Here is a 14,479-nt window from a genome sequence, read left to right as displayed (position 1 = left end):
TCAGGCCTAGAAAGGTAAGTTTATCGCGAGATCGCAGAGCCAATATCAATTCAAAAGTGAAATCAAAATCACAGAAACAAATTTTCAACATTTTATTAACCGCGCCGTATTTTAGCATTTCGTTTTTGTGGCCACTTTAGAGCTTATTGAATAAAACTTGCGTGATTAGTCACGTTAGGTGCATACGCTAAACCGCTTTTGGGGTGCATAAATCCTCAGCTTGTTATCAAAAAGTGCATAATAGTGAATAAAAAATCACGATTAATAAGCAAAATTCAATTCTAACAAGCCATCAATTGAGCATAGATCCTCAAAAACGTTGTTCCGTTCGATAGCCAGTTAGTTGGAATTTAATCTGTATAAAATTAAAAATGACAGGTTTTATGACCAATTATTAGCCAAATACCTTGTATTAACTCAATCTACAAAACTTGCATATTACGGACAAGCTTGTCATAAATAGACGCTGGATTAATAGTAAGGATGCAAAATGAGTAAGCTGTACGTTGGCTCCGAAGTCGGTCAATTGAGACGAGTTCTCCTAAATAGACCTGAAAGAGCACTCACCCACCTCACCCCTTCAAACTGTCATGATCTTCTATTTGATGATGTACTTGCCGTTGAAGCCGCTGGTGAAGAACATGATGCCTTTGCAGAAACGCTGCGCAGCCAAGACGTAGAAGTGCTACTGCTGCACGACCTGCTAGTAGAGACGCTTGCCGTATCTCAGGCTCGTGAGTGGTTGCTGAATACTCAAATCTCAGATTTCCGTTATGGGCCGACTTTCGCCCGTGACTTAAGAAACTACCTTGCTCAAATGGATAATGAGCATCTAGCAACGATCTTACTCGGTGGCTTAGCCTACTCTGAGCTTCCTATCAAATCATCATCGATGCTGCCTAAAATGCATCGACCACTCGATTTCGTTATCGAGCCACTGCCTAACCACCTATTTACGCGAGATACCTCTTGCTGGGTTTACGGCGGTGTATCGCTTAACCCGATGATGAAGCCTGCACGTCAACGTGAAACGAACCACCTGCGTGCTATCTACCGCTGGCACCCAGTGTTCGCCGGTCAAGATTTCATTAAGTACTTTGGTGACGAAGACCTTCACTACGACAACGCTAACATTGAAGGCGGTGACGTACTGGTTATCGGTAAAGGTGCGGTACTGGTTGGTATTTCAGAGCGTACGAAACCACAAGGTGTCGAAAACCTAGCGGCTAGCCTATTTAGATCAGGCCAAGCGAGCGAAGTGATTGCGATCGATCTACCAAAACACCGCTCTTGTATGCACCTTGATACGGTGATGACACACATGGATATCGACACGTTCTCTGTCTATCCAGAGATCGTTCGTAAAGACCTCGACACTTGGCGCTTAACGCCAAAAGAAAACGGCGAAATGCGTGTCGAGAAAGCTGAAAACTACCTGTCAGCGATTGAAGGCGCACTAGGCCTTGATCAACTGAAGATCATCACAACCGGCGGTGATAACTACGAAGCTGAGCGAGAACAGTGGAATGATGCAAACAACGTACTGACTGTGAAACCAGGTACAGTGATTGGTTATGAGCGTAATGTTTACACCAATGAGAAATACGATAAAGCGGGTATCGAAGTTCTAACGATTCCTGGCAACGAGCTAGGCCGTGGTCGTGGCGGCGCGCGCTGTATGAGCTGCCCTATCGAAAGAGATGGTATCTAAGTCAAAGAGCTCAGTTAAACCGACACAATAACTTATCTAGGCCAGTATTCATTTACTGGCCTTTTTTATCAAATCAATAAAATAAATATTCACAAATATAGCATTTTTATGTTTAACTAGATTCTTCATTGATTCTATATACGCAAGGAGCGAGAGATGGCCTTTAATCTTCGCAATCGTAACTTTCTAAAACTTCTCGACTTTACTCCTAAAGAGATTCAGTTTTTACTCGACCTGTCTGCTGACCTAAAAAAAGCTAAGTATGCAGGCACTGAGCAGAAGAAACTCAACGGCAAAAACATTGCTTTGATCTTCGAGAAAGCATCAACTCGAACACGATGTGCGTTTGAAGTGGCCGCCTTTGATCAAGGTGCTCAGGTCTCTTACCTTGGTCCTTCTGGTTCTCAGATTGGTCAAAAAGAATCAATGAAAGATACGGCGCGTGTATTGGGGCGTATGTACGATGGCATCGAATATCGTGGTTTTGGCCAAAGTATCGTTGAAGACTTAGGCGCTTATGCGGGCGTGCCAGTTTGGAATGGCTTAACCGATGAGTTCCACCCTACTCAGATCTTGGCTGATTTCCTCACTATGCTTGAGCATGGCCGCGGAAAACATCTGCACCAAATCAGCTTTGCTTATCTAGGCGATGCACGCAATAACATGGGTAACTCTCTGTTAGTCGGTGCCGCGAAGATGGGCATGGATATTCGACTTGTCGCACCTAAAGCGTTCTGGCCAGAAGAGCTGCTTGTCGAAGAGTGCCAAGCTATCGCGCAAAGCACAGGTGCCAAAATCACTCTAACGGAAGACGTTGCTGAAGGAGTTAAAGGCTGTGATTTCCTTTATACCGATGTTTGGGTTTCAATGGGCGAGGCGCCAGAAGCTTGGGACGAGCGTGTTGCGGTTATGACGCCTTATCAAGTGAACATGGATGTTATTAAGCTCACTGGTAACCCTCAAGTGAAATTCATGCACTGCTTACCTGCTTTCCACAACAATGAAACCGTGATCGGCCAACAAGTTGCAGATAAGTATGGAATGAACGGTTTAGAAGTTACTGATGAAGTCTTTGAATCGGATTACTCAATTGTGTTTGATGAAGCTGAGAATCGCATGCATACCATCAAAGCGGTAATGGTTGCGACACTGGGTCAATAGCGAATACTGAAAGTAAATAAAAGCTTGATGTAATCGCTTGCGCTCACAAATTGAAAGCGTATAATTCTCGGCAATTTGTCTGAGAGTAGTGAAAATGACGCCAACCAATATTGTGATAACACATAGTAATATTGTGAAAACACCAAATATTGCTCGTAAGCTAAGATGCTTACCAGGCCGTCTATTCTGCTTTTCAGCACTTTTTTAAAGCCTCCCATTATGGGGGGCTTTTTTATGGCCAATACATTATTGTGGGGAAGAAGATCATGGCGAATTCGCTCTATCAAAAGCACATCATCTCAATTCCAGAGCTTTCTCGTGAAGAGCTAGAATTAATTGTTCAAACGGCAGGTCAGCTAAAGGCTGAACCAAATCCAGAACTCATCAAGAACAAAGTTGTTGCCAGCTGCTTCTTCGAACCTTCTACGCGAACTCGTCTCTCTTTTGAAACGGCTATTCAACGCATCGGTGGTGATGTGATTGGTTTCGATAGTGGTGGTAACACTTCTTTGGCAAAGAAAGGTGAAACGCTAGCGGACTCGGTACAGGTTATCTCTTCATACGTTGACGCTTACGTGATGCGTCACCCTCAAGAAGGCGCAGCGCGTCTGGCTTCTGAGTTCTCAAACGGTGTACCTGTTATTAACGCAGGTGACGGCGCAAACCAACACCCAACACAAACGTTACTAGACCTATTCTCTATCGCTGAGACACAAGGCCGCCTCGACAACCTAAACGTTGCATTCGTTGGTGACCTTAAGTACGGCCGTACGGTTCACTCGTTGACGCAAGCACTAGCGAAGTTCGACAACATCTGTTTCTACTTCGTGGCTCCAGAAGCACTGGCGATGCCAGACTACATTTGCGAAGAGCTTGATGAAGCGGGCATCAAGTACCAACTATTGACGGACATGGAAGATGTGATTCCTGAGCTTGATGTCTTGTACATGACTCGAGTTCAAAAAGAGCGCTTCGATGAGTCAGAATATGCGCACATCAAATCCGCATACATCCTGACCGCTTCGATGCTGGAAAATGCACGCGATAACTTGAAGGTTCTGCACCCTCTTCCTCGCGTTGATGAAATTACTGTCGATGTCGATAAAACACCTTACGCTTACTACTTCCAGCAAGCAGAGAATGGTGTTTACGCTCGTGAAGCATTGCTAGCCCTTGTTCTTAACGAAACGCTGTAGAGGAGAGATATCATGTCTAAAGAGACTCAATTAAAAGTTGAAGCAATCAGAAACGGTACTGTTATCGACCATATCCCAGCCAATATCGGGATCAAGGTGTTAAAACTGTTCGACATGCACAATTCTCATCAGCGCGTGACGATTGGCCTGAATCTACCGTCTTCTGCACTAGGCGGAAAAGACCTGCTCAAGATTGAGAATGTGTTTATCACAGAAGAACAGGCGAGCAAGCTGGCTCTTTATGCGCCTCACGCAACCGTGAATCAAATCGAAGATTACGAAGTGGTTAAGAAGCTACCACTAGAACTTCCTGAGCAAATCAACGATGTGTTCGAGTGTCCAAATACCAACTGTATTACTCACAATGAACCGGTTGAAAGCAGCTTTAAGATCTTTGAAAAGAAAGAAGATATTCGCTTGAAGTGTAAGTATTGCGAAAAAGTCTTCTCTCGTGAGATCGTGACAGAAAGATAACGTCATACGGCAAAGCAGACCGAATGTAAAAACTATCAAATACCTCGCCTGTGCGGGGTATTTTGCGCTTTACCTATCCAAAGTTTGAAGGCACACTGAAAATTGATTTTTATCTAATAACTGATGGAATAAACCAATGACTAAAGTACTTCACACAGAATCTGCTCCAGCTGCAATCGGCCCATACGTACAAGGCGTTGACCTTGGCAACATGGTACTGACTTCTGGTCAAATCCCAGTAAATCCAGCAACTGGTGAAGTATCTGCTGATATCGCAGAGCAAGCTCGCCAATCTCTAGACAATGTTCAAGCGGTTGTTGAAGCTTCAGGCCTGACTGTAAAAGACATCGTAAAACTAACGGTATTCGTTAAAGACCTAAACGACTTCGGCACAGTAAACGAAGTTTACGGTAAATTCTTCGATGAGCACGGCGTTGCAAACTACCCTGCACGTTCATGTGTTGAAGTAGCTCGTCTACCAAAAGATGTTGGTATCGAGATCGAAGCTATTGCGGTTCGCAAATAGGTTTTTCTCTCTAGAATAAACGGTTTCTAGTAAACGACTTAGCGTAATGCTGAGTGTTTATTAGATACAAAAAAGGTTGCCCAGTTGGCAACCTTTTTTATTGTTCATCGTTTCGCTTAGATAATTACTTCTTGTTAAGCTCAACCACTTCTTTGTCTAACTCTTCAAGCTTAGCAGCCATCTGCTCACGAGCTAGGTTAGCCAGTTCACGAACATTAGACTTGTCGTAACCTTCAGTGCTGATTGGTGGCAGCATTTCAACAATCACGTGACCATTGTTCCAACGGTTTAGCTTCACGCCACCTGTTGAGCTACACACGATAGGGATGATAGGCAAGCCAGCACCAATCGCAGCATGGAATGCACCTGTTTTGAATGGCAGCAGACCACGACCACGAGAACGAGTGCCCTCAGGGAACATCCAAACTGAAACATCGCTCTCTTTTAGACTCGTCACCACCTGATCAATCGTACCTACCGCTTTGCTGCGGTTAGCACGGTCAATTAGGATGTTACCCGTCAACCAGTAAAGCTGACCAAATAGAGGCATCCACACTAGGCTTTTCTTACCAACCGTCACCACTTTTGGCGTTACCGCTGATGAAATCGTGAATAGATCCCAGCTGTTTTGGTGGTTCGCTACATAAACATGTTGCCCGCGAGAGTAGGCATCTTCTGGGATGCGAAGCTCTAACTTCATGCCGAAGATCTTCGACATTCGACCGAAATAACGGCCAAAGGTAAATACGTGTTTTGGATTGCGTGGACTTAATAGGCAGTAACCACAACCAAATACAAACATAAGAATCGCAAATATCGCCACTGCGAAAATACGTAATATTGCTATCATTTTGTTCCTCACCGACCGCCAAGTTGATTCATCTATTCGTGCAAAAGTGATCAATAGATTTACTTGCGGTAAATACAACTATAAAAAAGCCGAAACCAAGGTTCCGACTTTTATGTTTTCATCTTACTGATTCATGAATCCACTAACCTAGGTTAGCTCGACTCACGAAATCGTGTAATGTTTGCGCCTAAGGCTGACAATTTATCTTCAATCTTATCGTAGCCACGATCGATGTGATAAATACGGTCAACGATAGTTTCGCCTTGAGCGATACAGCCAGCAATAACAAGGCTCGCAGATGCGCGAAGGTCCGTTGCCATTACTTGAGCGCCGCTCAGTTTTTCCGTTTCACCACAGATAGCCGTGTTGCCTTCGATTTCGGCTTTTGCACCCATTCGCTGTAACTCAGGAATGTGCATAAAGCGGTTTTCAAAGATAGTTTCAGTGATAACACCACTGCCCTTCGCCATCATGTTAAGCAGAGTAAACTGTGCTTGCATGTCGGTTGGGAAGCCAGGGTGAGGTGCTGTTACGATTTTCACCGCTTTCAGCTCACGACCTGTCATATCAAGGCTGATCCAGTCTTCGCCCGTTTCAACCTTCGCACCCGCTTCTTCAAGCTTCGCTAAGGCAGCTTCAAGAAGATGAGCGTTGGTGTTGCGACAAACCACTTTACCGCCAGAAACAGCAGCAGCAACCAGGAAAGTACCTGTTTCAATACGGTCAGCAACCACAGAGTGTTGGCCACCACCAAGACGTTCAACGCCTTCAATAGTAATCGTATCTGTACCTGCGCCAGAAATTTTAGCACCCAGTTTATTTAGGAAGTCAGCCGTATCAACAATCTCAGGCTCACGCGCTGAGTTATCAAGTACTGTTGTTCCTTCCGCTAGCGTTGCTGCACACATAATAGTAATGGTGGCACCCACACTTACTTTATCCATCACGATGTGCGCGCCTTTCAGACGGCCATCAACACTTGCTTTCACATAACCATCTTCCAACTTAATGGTCGCACCTAGTTGCTCTAGGCCGTGGATATGCAGATCAACAGGTCGAGCACCAATTGCACAACCGCCTGGAAGTGACACTTGGCCTTCACCAAAACGAGCGACTAGAGGACCTAAAGCCCAAATAGAAGCACGCATTGTTTTCACTAAATCGTAAGGCGCACAAAATTCATTAATTTCGCTGCCATCAACATGAACACTACCATTGCGTGATACTTTTGCGCCTAAACGCTTAAGCAGTTCCATCGTAGTATCGATGTCACGTAGGTGAGGAACGTTACTTACTTCTACTGGCTCTTCAGCAAGAATTGAAGCAAATAAGATAGGTAGCGCTGCATTTTTTGCGCCTGAGATCGTCACTTCACCGCTTAGCGGCTTATCCGATCCAATAACTCGAAACTTTTCCATCATAAACCTTAAAGTGACATCAGTTTCTTATCACGTTCCCACTCTTCCGGCGTGAAAGCCTTAATAGAAAGAGCATGGATGTCATTGCGTTGAATGTATTCCATTAGTGGGCCGTAGATTAGTTGCTGCTTCTTAACTCGATTCATGCCGTCAAAACATGGATCAACCGCAACAACTTCGTAATGACTGCCTTCCCCTTTCACGAAAATTTCCTGAAGGTTCAGTGCTTCTGCTAATAATTCTTGTACTTTTGTGCTGTCCACAAATAGCTCCTGCCTAATTTTTTATGTGTTCTGCCATCATCGGCTGGATATTGCTCAATTGGAACAACGTTCGTAATTGTTCTGGCACGAAACTGAGCATTATATGACAGTTTTGATTTTTTGCATGCTCTAATAAGTGAATTAGCATCACCATTCCTGCTGAATCGACACGATTTATATGGCTAAGGTCAATTTCAACGCTCGATTCCGTCGTTTGCCACTTTTCCAATATACGCCAGATTGCAGGAACACTGTCTCGGTCTAGATCACCAAGCAGCTGATATTCTTTAGAGCTTAGTGCTTGCCATTGAGAATGGCTCATTATTTGTTACTCTCAAAACGAATCGGTTGTGCGGCTAATTTCTCTAGTTCGTCAGCAACTTGTAAGATGCCTTCTTGACGAATCTTAGTATTCCACTCCGATTGCTTGCTCGACAACAAGCTAATGCCTTCGGCAACCATATCAAATGCTTTCCACTCGCCAGATTTCTTGTCTTTGCGAAGCTTAAATTCAAGCTTAATGTTTGGTCGCGGCGTATCGATGATATCAACCTTGATGCTCGTAATACGGCTATCCGCTTTGATTTTTGGTTCTGGACCAAATTCAATCGTCTGATCTGTGTATTGAGTCAGCACTTGAGCATAAGAAGAAAGCAGGTATTTACGGAATGAATCGATAAACTCGCCCACGTCTTTTCTATCCGCGCCTTTCAAGTTTGGACCTAGCAGTTTAAGAGCTGCATATTGAGCATTAACATAGGGCATCAACTCTTCTTCCACAATGACCTTCAATAACTCAGGATCTTGCTGGATATTCTCTTGCTCACTCTTCAAACGATCAAATGCCACTTCAGCAACTTGCGTCATCATCTGATAAGGCTGAGTGCGATCAATCGATTCTTCAGCAAGAACTTGAGTCGACATCAGCAAAGCAACCGTAGTTATAAACCATTTTTTCAATAGGCTATTCGTCTTTAACATGAGACTACTCCTTAGCTTCATTATCATCAGAACCGCCAACGCTATACAGCACCTGGCCTATCAAATCTTCGAGCACTAATGCTGACTTGGTGTCTTCAATCGAATCACCATCGACCAGCATCTCTTCATCATCAAAAATGAAGCCTGGAACCAGACTAATGTACTGCTCACCAATTAATCCAGACGTTAAAATTTGAGCGCTAGAGGTATCTGGAAATTGTGAGTATTTCCCGTCAATAGACAGTTCAACGACAGGAAGGTAGCTCTCGGTATCGAGCTCAATGCTTTTAACTCGACCAACAACGACGCCACCCACTTTCACTGGAGAACGAACTTTTAGGCTGCCAATGTTGTCGAAGGTCGCTTTTAGATTGTAAGTATGGTTCGAACCTATGCCTTTTACGTCAGCGACTTGAAAGATCATGATTAAGATTGCGCAAATTCCGGCAATAACAAAGGTGCCGACCCATAATTCTAATTTTCGAGTTTGTTGCATGATTAATTCCCAAACATCAATGCGGTAAGAACAAAATCTAGCCCTAGTACCGCTAGAGAAGAGTGCACTACAGTGCGTGTGGTTGCCTGACTAATACCTTCTGAAGTCGGTACTGCGTCATAACCATTGAAAAGTGCGATCCAAGTTACGGTGATAGCGAAGACCATACATTTGATCATGCTGTTACCAATATCTCGGCCAAGTTCTACTGAAGACTGCATCGCAGACCAGAAACTGCCGTGATCAATGCCTTTCCAATCAACACCAACCAGTTGACCGCCCCAAATACCGACCGCCATAAAAATCATAGCAAGCAATGGCATTGAGATAAGCCCGGCCCAAAGACGTGGTGCAATAATGCGTTTAAGAGGGTCAACGGCCATCATCTCAAGGCTTGAGATCTGCTCTGTTGCCTTCATTAAACCAATCTCTGCCGTGAGTGCTGAACCAGCTCGACCTGCAAATAATAACGCAGTTACCACAGGCCCCAACTCACGTAACAGTGAAAGCGCGACCATTTGGCCAAGATTGCCCTCAGCGCCGTAGTCAATTAATACGACATAGCCCTGCAGGCTGAGCACCATGCCAATGAACAGACCCGAAACTAAAATAATAGCCAATGACTGAACGCCAACGCTATAAAGTTGTTTTACTAATAAAGGGAAGTTTTTTAGTCGCGGGATGCCAAACAAAGCCCCAAATAACATCAGGCTTGCTCGACCAAATGACTCACAGATCGCAAGTGTGCGCTTACCGACACCCGCAATAGTTTTAGCAATCATATTAAAACAAATCCTTTTCTAAGCTCTTCGCAGGGAATCTAAATGGTACTGGACCATCGGCTTCGCCTTGCAAAAATTGCTGCACTCTCGGATCGCTATTGTTGTACAACTCATCAGGTGTTCCAGCGGCAATGATCTTGCTATCCGCCATGAGGTAAACCCAATCAGCAATACTCATCACCTCAGGCACATCGTGAGAAACGACAATAGAGGTTAAGCCCAAGGCTTGATTGAGGTTTCGGATCAATTCAACCAATACGCCCATTGTGATGGGGTCTTGGCCCACAAAGGGTTCATCGTACATGATCAGGTCGGGATCCAGTGCGATTGCACGAGCCAGCGCAGCTCGCCTCGCCATACCGCCAGACAACTCACTCGGCATTAATTGCGCTGCCCCTCGTAATCCTACTGCTTCAAGCTTAAGTAATACGATGGTACGAATGAATTTTTCATTAAGTTCAGTGTGCTCTCGCAGCGGAAACGCCACATTATCAAACACATTGAGATCCGTAAAAAGCGCACCCGATTGGAATAGCATGCTCATTTTCTTACGAGCTTGATACAGCTTTCGACGTGATAATGCAGGGATATTGTCACCATCAAACCAAATTTCGCCTTCATCTGGCGGCAGTTGCCCACCAATCAAACGCAGTAAAGTCGTTTTGCCGATCCCAGACGGGCCCATGATTGCGGTTATCTTGCCTTGAGGCACCTCTAAACTGATGTCATCAAAGATAACGCGCTCACCGCGTGAGAAGCTGAGGTTCTTAACTTTCACAAGCTCAGTGTTCAACATATTTTTGTTGTTTCCTTGCTTTAAAAAACGCCAATTATGGCTGCAATAATAATGAGTCTACTTTAGAATTAAAAGCACTGTTCAATTAATTCATATTAAACAGGAATCTATGCAGGGATTTGAAAGCATTAGAAAATTATCTATTGAGCTCTCTTTCTTGCCTGCTAACTGGTAATTAATTTGCCGAGTGACTTCCCTTTTATCTAGCAACAGGTCAAAATTAGCGGTTAATTCTCCGTTTTTATTAATTTTTTAGGAATCATCATGCTTGAAGCGATTGCGTTTCTTATTATCGGTCTAGGTTTTTTGGTGTGGAGTGCAGATAAGCTGGTTTACGGCGCCGCTGCTCTTGCTCGAAACTTCGGTATTTCACCACTAGTTATCGGTATGACGATCTTAGCAATGGGGTCTTCGGCTCCTGAAATGATGGTTTCTGCGACAGCAGCCCTTGATGGCAAAACAGATACCGCTGTAGGCAACGTATTAGGCTCAAACATCGCTAACATTGCGTTGATTTTAGGTATTACCGCCCTAATCAAGCCGTTATCGATTAGCTCTGGCGTGATTCGCCGTGAACTACCATTAATGATTGGTGTCACTTTACTAGCTGGCGCACTGCTTTGGGACAACCATTTAGGTTTCTATGAAGGCGTGTTGTTGTTTGTTCTTTTCGCCGCTTTCTTATTTGCCATGCTGCAAATCAGCCGCAGTGAGAAGAAGAACGGTGATGCCTTCCTTGACGAGCAAGAATCAGAAATCCCAGAGGGTGTAAGCAACCCTAAAGCCGCAATGTGGGTCGTGATTGGTCTGATCATTCTGCCTTTGGCTGCTGATATGCTGGTTGATAATGCCGTAATCATCGCGAAATACTTCGGTATGAGCGACCTTGTCATTGGTCTAACTATCATAGCCGTAGGCACTAGCTTGCCTGAGCTTGCAGCATCACTTGCCGGCGTTATGAAGGGTGAAGATGATATGGCTGTAGGTAATATCATTGGTTCAAACGTATTCAACATCCTTGCTGTTATGGGTATCCCGGGCATCCTCAACCCTTCTATCTTGAGCGAATTCGCTATGGGTCGTGACTTCTGGGTAATGCTAGGCGTATCGCTACTGCTTGTTGTGATGGCACTAGGAAAATCTCGTAGTGTGAATCGCATTGAAGGCGGCGTGTTAATTGTGACGTTCGTGGCCTACCAAGCTTACCTACTAATGAACATGTCGGCTTAATTGTTGATTTAACTTCCCGTACTTGGAGTATTTGATGTCTCAGCCATTTGATTACCGCAGCGTTGCAAAACAAGTTTTGGAAACCGAAGTTGCAGGTCTCACTCAATTAGACCAATATTTTAATGATGATTTTTGTAAAGCTTGCGACCTTATCCTGAACAACAAAGGCAAAGTCGTTGTGATGGGCATGGGTAAATCAGGCCACATTGGCAACAAAATCGCAGCCACATTGGCAAGTACCGGTACATCGGCTTTCTTTGTTCACCCAGGTGAAGCAGCGCATGGCGACTTAGGCATGATCGAACCTGGTGATATTGTGATTGCAATATCCAACTCAGGCGAATCGGGAGAAATCCTCAGCCTGTTCCCGGTATTAAAGCGTCTTAACATCAAAATCATCAGCATGACGGGTAAGCCAGCATCAAACATGGCAACCTTGTCTGATATCCATTTACAAATTTCAGTACCGGAAGAAGCTTGTCCACTGGGCTTAGCACCAACAACAAGCACCACGGCGACTTTGGTTATGGGTGATGCATTAGCCGTTGCACTTTTGCAGGCTCGAGGCTTTACCGCTCAAGACTTTGCACTGTCTCATCCAGGTGGCGCTTTAGGTCGTCAACTGCTGTTGAAACTGGACGACATCATGCACACAGGTGACGCACTGCCTGTTGTGGCACCGGATGCGCTAGTTCGAGATGCTCTGTTAGAGATCTCTCAGAAAGGCTTAGGCATGACTGCAATCGTTGGTGAAGATGGCCAAATGGCCGGTATTTTTACCGATGGTGATTTACGCCGTATCTTAGACAAACGCGTTGATATCCATAACACGCAGATCGGCGATGTGATGACGCTAAACCCGACGGTAGCCGAGCCAAACATGCTCGCGGTTGAGGGCTTAAACTTGATGCAAGCGAAGAGCATCAATGGCCTGATGTTGTGCCAAGAAGGTAAATTAGTCGGAGCGTTAAACATGCATGACTTACTGAAAGCAGGAGTAATGTAATGACACAGACAGTCGAAACTCTATACGGCACTGTTAACTCAGATGTATTTGCAATCGCAAAAGAGATAAAACTGCTAATTTGCGATGTCGATGGTGTCTTCTCTGATGGTCGCATCTACATGGGCAACAACGGTGAAGAGCTGAAAACCTTCCACACTCGTGACGGTTACGGCATAAAATCACTGATGAACGCTGGTATTGAAATCGCGATCATCACGGGTCGCAAATCTCAAATTGTTGAGAATCGTATGACCGCTCTAGGCATTAAGCTGATTTATCAAGGTCAAGACGATAAAGTTAAGGCATACCAAGATATTTGCGATAAGCTTTCTGTAAACCCTGAAAATACAGGTTACATCGGAGACGATCTGATTGACTGGCCTGTAATGGAAAAAGTTGGCTTGAAGGTCTGTGTGGCAGATGGGCACCCACTACTTGCAAAGCGTGCAAACTACGTGACAACTATTAAAGGCGGTCACGGTGCAGTACGTGAAGTCTGCGACCTGATTTTACAAGCAAGAAATGAACTCGACGTGCATAAAGGTTTAAGCATATGAGTTTTACTCGTATTATCTATTTAATACTCATATTTATTGCCTCTTGGTCGACCTATTACCTGTACGACAAAGAGCAAACATCAACGATACAAGTGGCTCCCAATTTGGAGCTGCCCGCGTTTAGTGGCAAAAGCCTGAACAACATCAGCTACGACGAAAGCGGTGTTCGTAGCTATCAGGTTGAATCGACGTATTTAGAACACTACTCAGTAGTTGGCGATACGCACTTTCAAAACCCAGTTCTTTCGGTATTCCGTGAAGGGCATACGATTGAATGGCAAGTCACCGCTGATCGCGCGATTATGGATAAGAATCAAGTTGTCACTTTTGACAACGTCGTGGCAAAGAATCTGTTGCCAGAAGCCAGCTTCGATACAATGACCACAGATAAAATGATTGTTGAGCTGCCTAGCCGAGATTTTTACTCAGATACTCCGGTCCATATGATCGGTACATTTTTTGAAACTGAGGGACAAGCAATGAAAGGTAACTTCGGTACCAACAATGCAACCCTCTTTAATTCTGTTCAAGGTAGATATGAAACTCTTACACCTTAGTTTATTCGCTTTGACCCTTGCGGCACCAAATGTCTATGCCCTTTCTTCGGATAGCGAGCAACCTGTCTACATTGACTCAGACAGCCAGCAATTGGATATGAAAAGTAATCAAGTAACCTTTCTTGGTGATGTAAACCTTAAACAAGGCAGCATCAATATCAATGCCGATAAGGTTATTGTTACCCGCAACGCCGTAAACGGCGAGATTGAAGAAATTCAAGGCTTCGGTAAGCCAGCAACCTTCTCTCAGCTTACTGACGATGGTAAGACACTCTACGGTGAAGCTGACGACCTGCATTACCAGCTTGTTGCCGACAAACTGATCATGACCAAGAATGCGATGCTATCTCAAGACGGCAGTATCATTCGCGGCTCTAAGATCACTTACCAGATCGGTTCTCAGAAATTAGTCGCTGACAGTGGTGAAAACAAACGAGTGTCAACGGTTTTACAACCAACGGAAGTGAATAAGTAA

General features: G+C 44.6%; 18 protein-coding genes. 10 read left to right on the top strand and 8 right to left on the bottom strand.

Features of this window, described 5'->3' with window-relative positions; translation table 11 throughout:
- Positions 1 to 490: 490 nt before the first annotated feature.
- The 5 genes from arcA to OCV19_RS01895 all read left to right on the top strand — a co-directional run bounded on the left by arcA (position 491) and on the right by OCV19_RS01895 (position 5,068).
- Complete coding sequence (arcA, locus tag OCV19_RS01915) at positions 491 to 1,711, top strand: arginine deiminase (protein WP_017069412.1); 1,221 nt, start codon at positions 491 to 493, stop codon at positions 1,709 to 1,711.
- A gap of 156 nt (positions 1,712 to 1,867) precedes the next feature.
- Complete coding sequence (locus OCV19_RS01910) at positions 1,868 to 2,872, top strand: ornithine carbamoyltransferase (protein WP_065676342.1); 1,005 nt, start codon at positions 1,868 to 1,870, stop codon at positions 2,870 to 2,872.
- Positions 2,873 to 3,138: 266 nt separating this feature from the next.
- Positions 3,139 to 4,068: an aspartate carbamoyltransferase gene (gene pyrB, locus OCV19_RS01905; RefSeq protein ID WP_012604860.1), complete on the top strand. Its 930-nt coding sequence runs from the start codon at positions 3,139 to 3,141 to the stop codon at positions 4,066 to 4,068.
- 12 nt (positions 4,069 to 4,080) lie between these two features.
- Positions 4,081 to 4,542, top strand: coding sequence for an aspartate carbamoyltransferase regulatory subunit (gene pyrI, locus OCV19_RS01900; protein ID WP_017058927.1), 462 nt, complete (start codon positions 4,081 to 4,083; stop codon positions 4,540 to 4,542).
- A 136-nt stretch (positions 4,543 to 4,678) separates the two neighbouring features.
- On the top strand, positions 4,679 to 5,068 hold the full coding sequence (locus tag OCV19_RS01895; RefSeq protein ID WP_004735319.1) for a RidA family protein: 390 nt from the start codon (positions 4,679 to 4,681) through the stop codon (positions 5,066 to 5,068).
- Positions 5,069 to 5,192: 124 nt separating this feature from the next.
- Here the strand turns inward: OCV19_RS01895 and OCV19_RS01890 are convergent, their stop codons facing one another.
- From OCV19_RS01890 to mlaF, 8 genes are all read right to left on the bottom strand, one after another.
- Complete coding sequence (locus OCV19_RS01890) at positions 5,193 to 5,918, bottom strand: 1-acylglycerol-3-phosphate O-acyltransferase (RefSeq protein ID WP_017058926.1); 726 nt, start codon at positions 5,916 to 5,918, stop codon at positions 5,193 to 5,195.
- 152 nt (positions 5,919 to 6,070) lie between these two features.
- Complete coding sequence (murA, locus tag OCV19_RS01885) at positions 6,071 to 7,336, bottom strand: UDP-N-acetylglucosamine 1-carboxyvinyltransferase (protein ID WP_048605883.1); 1,266 nt, start codon at positions 7,334 to 7,336, stop codon at positions 6,071 to 6,073.
- Positions 7,337 to 7,344: 8 nt separating this feature from the next.
- On the bottom strand, positions 7,345 to 7,599 hold the full coding sequence (gene ibaG / locus OCV19_RS01880) for a BolA family iron metabolism protein IbaG (protein ID WP_017058924.1): 255 nt from the start codon (positions 7,597 to 7,599) through the stop codon (positions 7,345 to 7,347).
- Positions 7,600 to 7,612: 13 nt separating this feature from the next.
- Positions 7,613 to 7,921, bottom strand: a complete 309-nt coding sequence (locus OCV19_RS01875) for an STAS domain-containing protein (protein ID WP_019821470.1) — start codon at positions 7,919 to 7,921, stop codon at positions 7,613 to 7,615.
- Positions 7,921 to 8,523 (bottom strand): MlaC/ttg2D family ABC transporter substrate-binding protein, encoded by a 603-nt coding sequence (locus tag OCV19_RS01870; RefSeq protein WP_139093567.1) that lies wholly within the window; start codon positions 8,521 to 8,523, stop codon positions 7,921 to 7,923. The genes OCV19_RS01875 and OCV19_RS01870 overlap by 1 nt, the downstream gene beginning before the upstream one ends.
- 61 nt (positions 8,524 to 8,584) lie before the next feature.
- The gene (gene mlaD / locus OCV19_RS01865; protein ID WP_065676344.1) at positions 8,585 to 9,076 is read right to left on the bottom strand and encodes an outer membrane lipid asymmetry maintenance protein MlaD; all 492 of its coding nucleotides are present in this window, start codon (positions 9,074 to 9,076) and stop codon (positions 8,585 to 8,587) included.
- A 2-nt stretch (positions 9,077 to 9,078) separates the two neighbouring features.
- Entirely contained in the window at positions 9,079 to 9,858 is a 780-nt protein-coding gene (gene mlaE, locus OCV19_RS01860; RefSeq protein WP_008220420.1) for a lipid asymmetry maintenance ABC transporter permease subunit MlaE, read from the bottom strand.
- 1 nt (position 9,859) lies between these two features.
- A complete protein-coding gene (mlaF, locus tag OCV19_RS01855) occupies positions 9,860 to 10,654 on the bottom strand; it encodes a phospholipid ABC transporter ATP-binding protein MlaF (protein ID WP_065676345.1) in 795 nt (264 codons plus the stop codon).
- A gap of 264 nt (positions 10,655 to 10,918) precedes the next feature.
- Here mlaF and OCV19_RS01850 point away from each other — a divergent pair, with 264 nt between their 5' ends.
- From OCV19_RS01850 to lptA, 5 genes are read left to right on the top strand one after another with little or no spacing between them, the layout of a single operon-like run.
- Entirely contained in the window at positions 10,919 to 11,884 is a 966-nt protein-coding gene (locus OCV19_RS01850; protein ID WP_050622165.1) for a calcium/sodium antiporter, read from the top strand.
- A 34-nt stretch (positions 11,885 to 11,918) separates the two neighbouring features.
- The gene (gene kdsD / locus OCV19_RS01845; protein ID WP_017632284.1) at positions 11,919 to 12,890 is read left to right on the top strand and encodes an arabinose-5-phosphate isomerase KdsD; all 972 of its coding nucleotides are present in this window, start codon (positions 11,919 to 11,921) and stop codon (positions 12,888 to 12,890) included.
- Complete coding sequence (gene kdsC / locus OCV19_RS01840) at positions 12,890 to 13,447, top strand: 3-deoxy-manno-octulosonate-8-phosphatase KdsC (RefSeq protein ID WP_048605890.1); 558 nt, start codon at positions 12,890 to 12,892, stop codon at positions 13,445 to 13,447. Before kdsD ends, kdsC begins: the two co-directional genes overlap by 1 nt.
- Entirely contained in the window at positions 13,444 to 14,004 is a 561-nt protein-coding gene (gene lptC / locus OCV19_RS01835; protein ID WP_065676346.1) for an LPS export ABC transporter periplasmic protein LptC, read from the top strand. The genes kdsC and lptC overlap by 4 nt, the downstream gene beginning before the upstream one ends.
- Positions 13,985 to 14,479 (top strand): lipopolysaccharide transport periplasmic protein LptA, encoded by a 495-nt coding sequence (gene lptA, locus OCV19_RS01830; RefSeq protein WP_004735305.1) that lies wholly within the window; start codon positions 13,985 to 13,987, stop codon positions 14,477 to 14,479. The genes lptC and lptA overlap by 20 nt, the downstream gene beginning before the upstream one ends.

The sequence above is a fragment of the Vibrio celticus genome (genome assembly GCF_024347335.1).
In the GTDB taxonomy this organism is placed as follows: Bacteria; Pseudomonadota; Gammaproteobacteria; order Enterobacterales; family Vibrionaceae; genus Vibrio; species Vibrio celticus.
The sequence above is the reverse complement of the archived record's forward strand: the minus strand, read 5'-3'. Positions and strand labels throughout refer to the sequence as shown.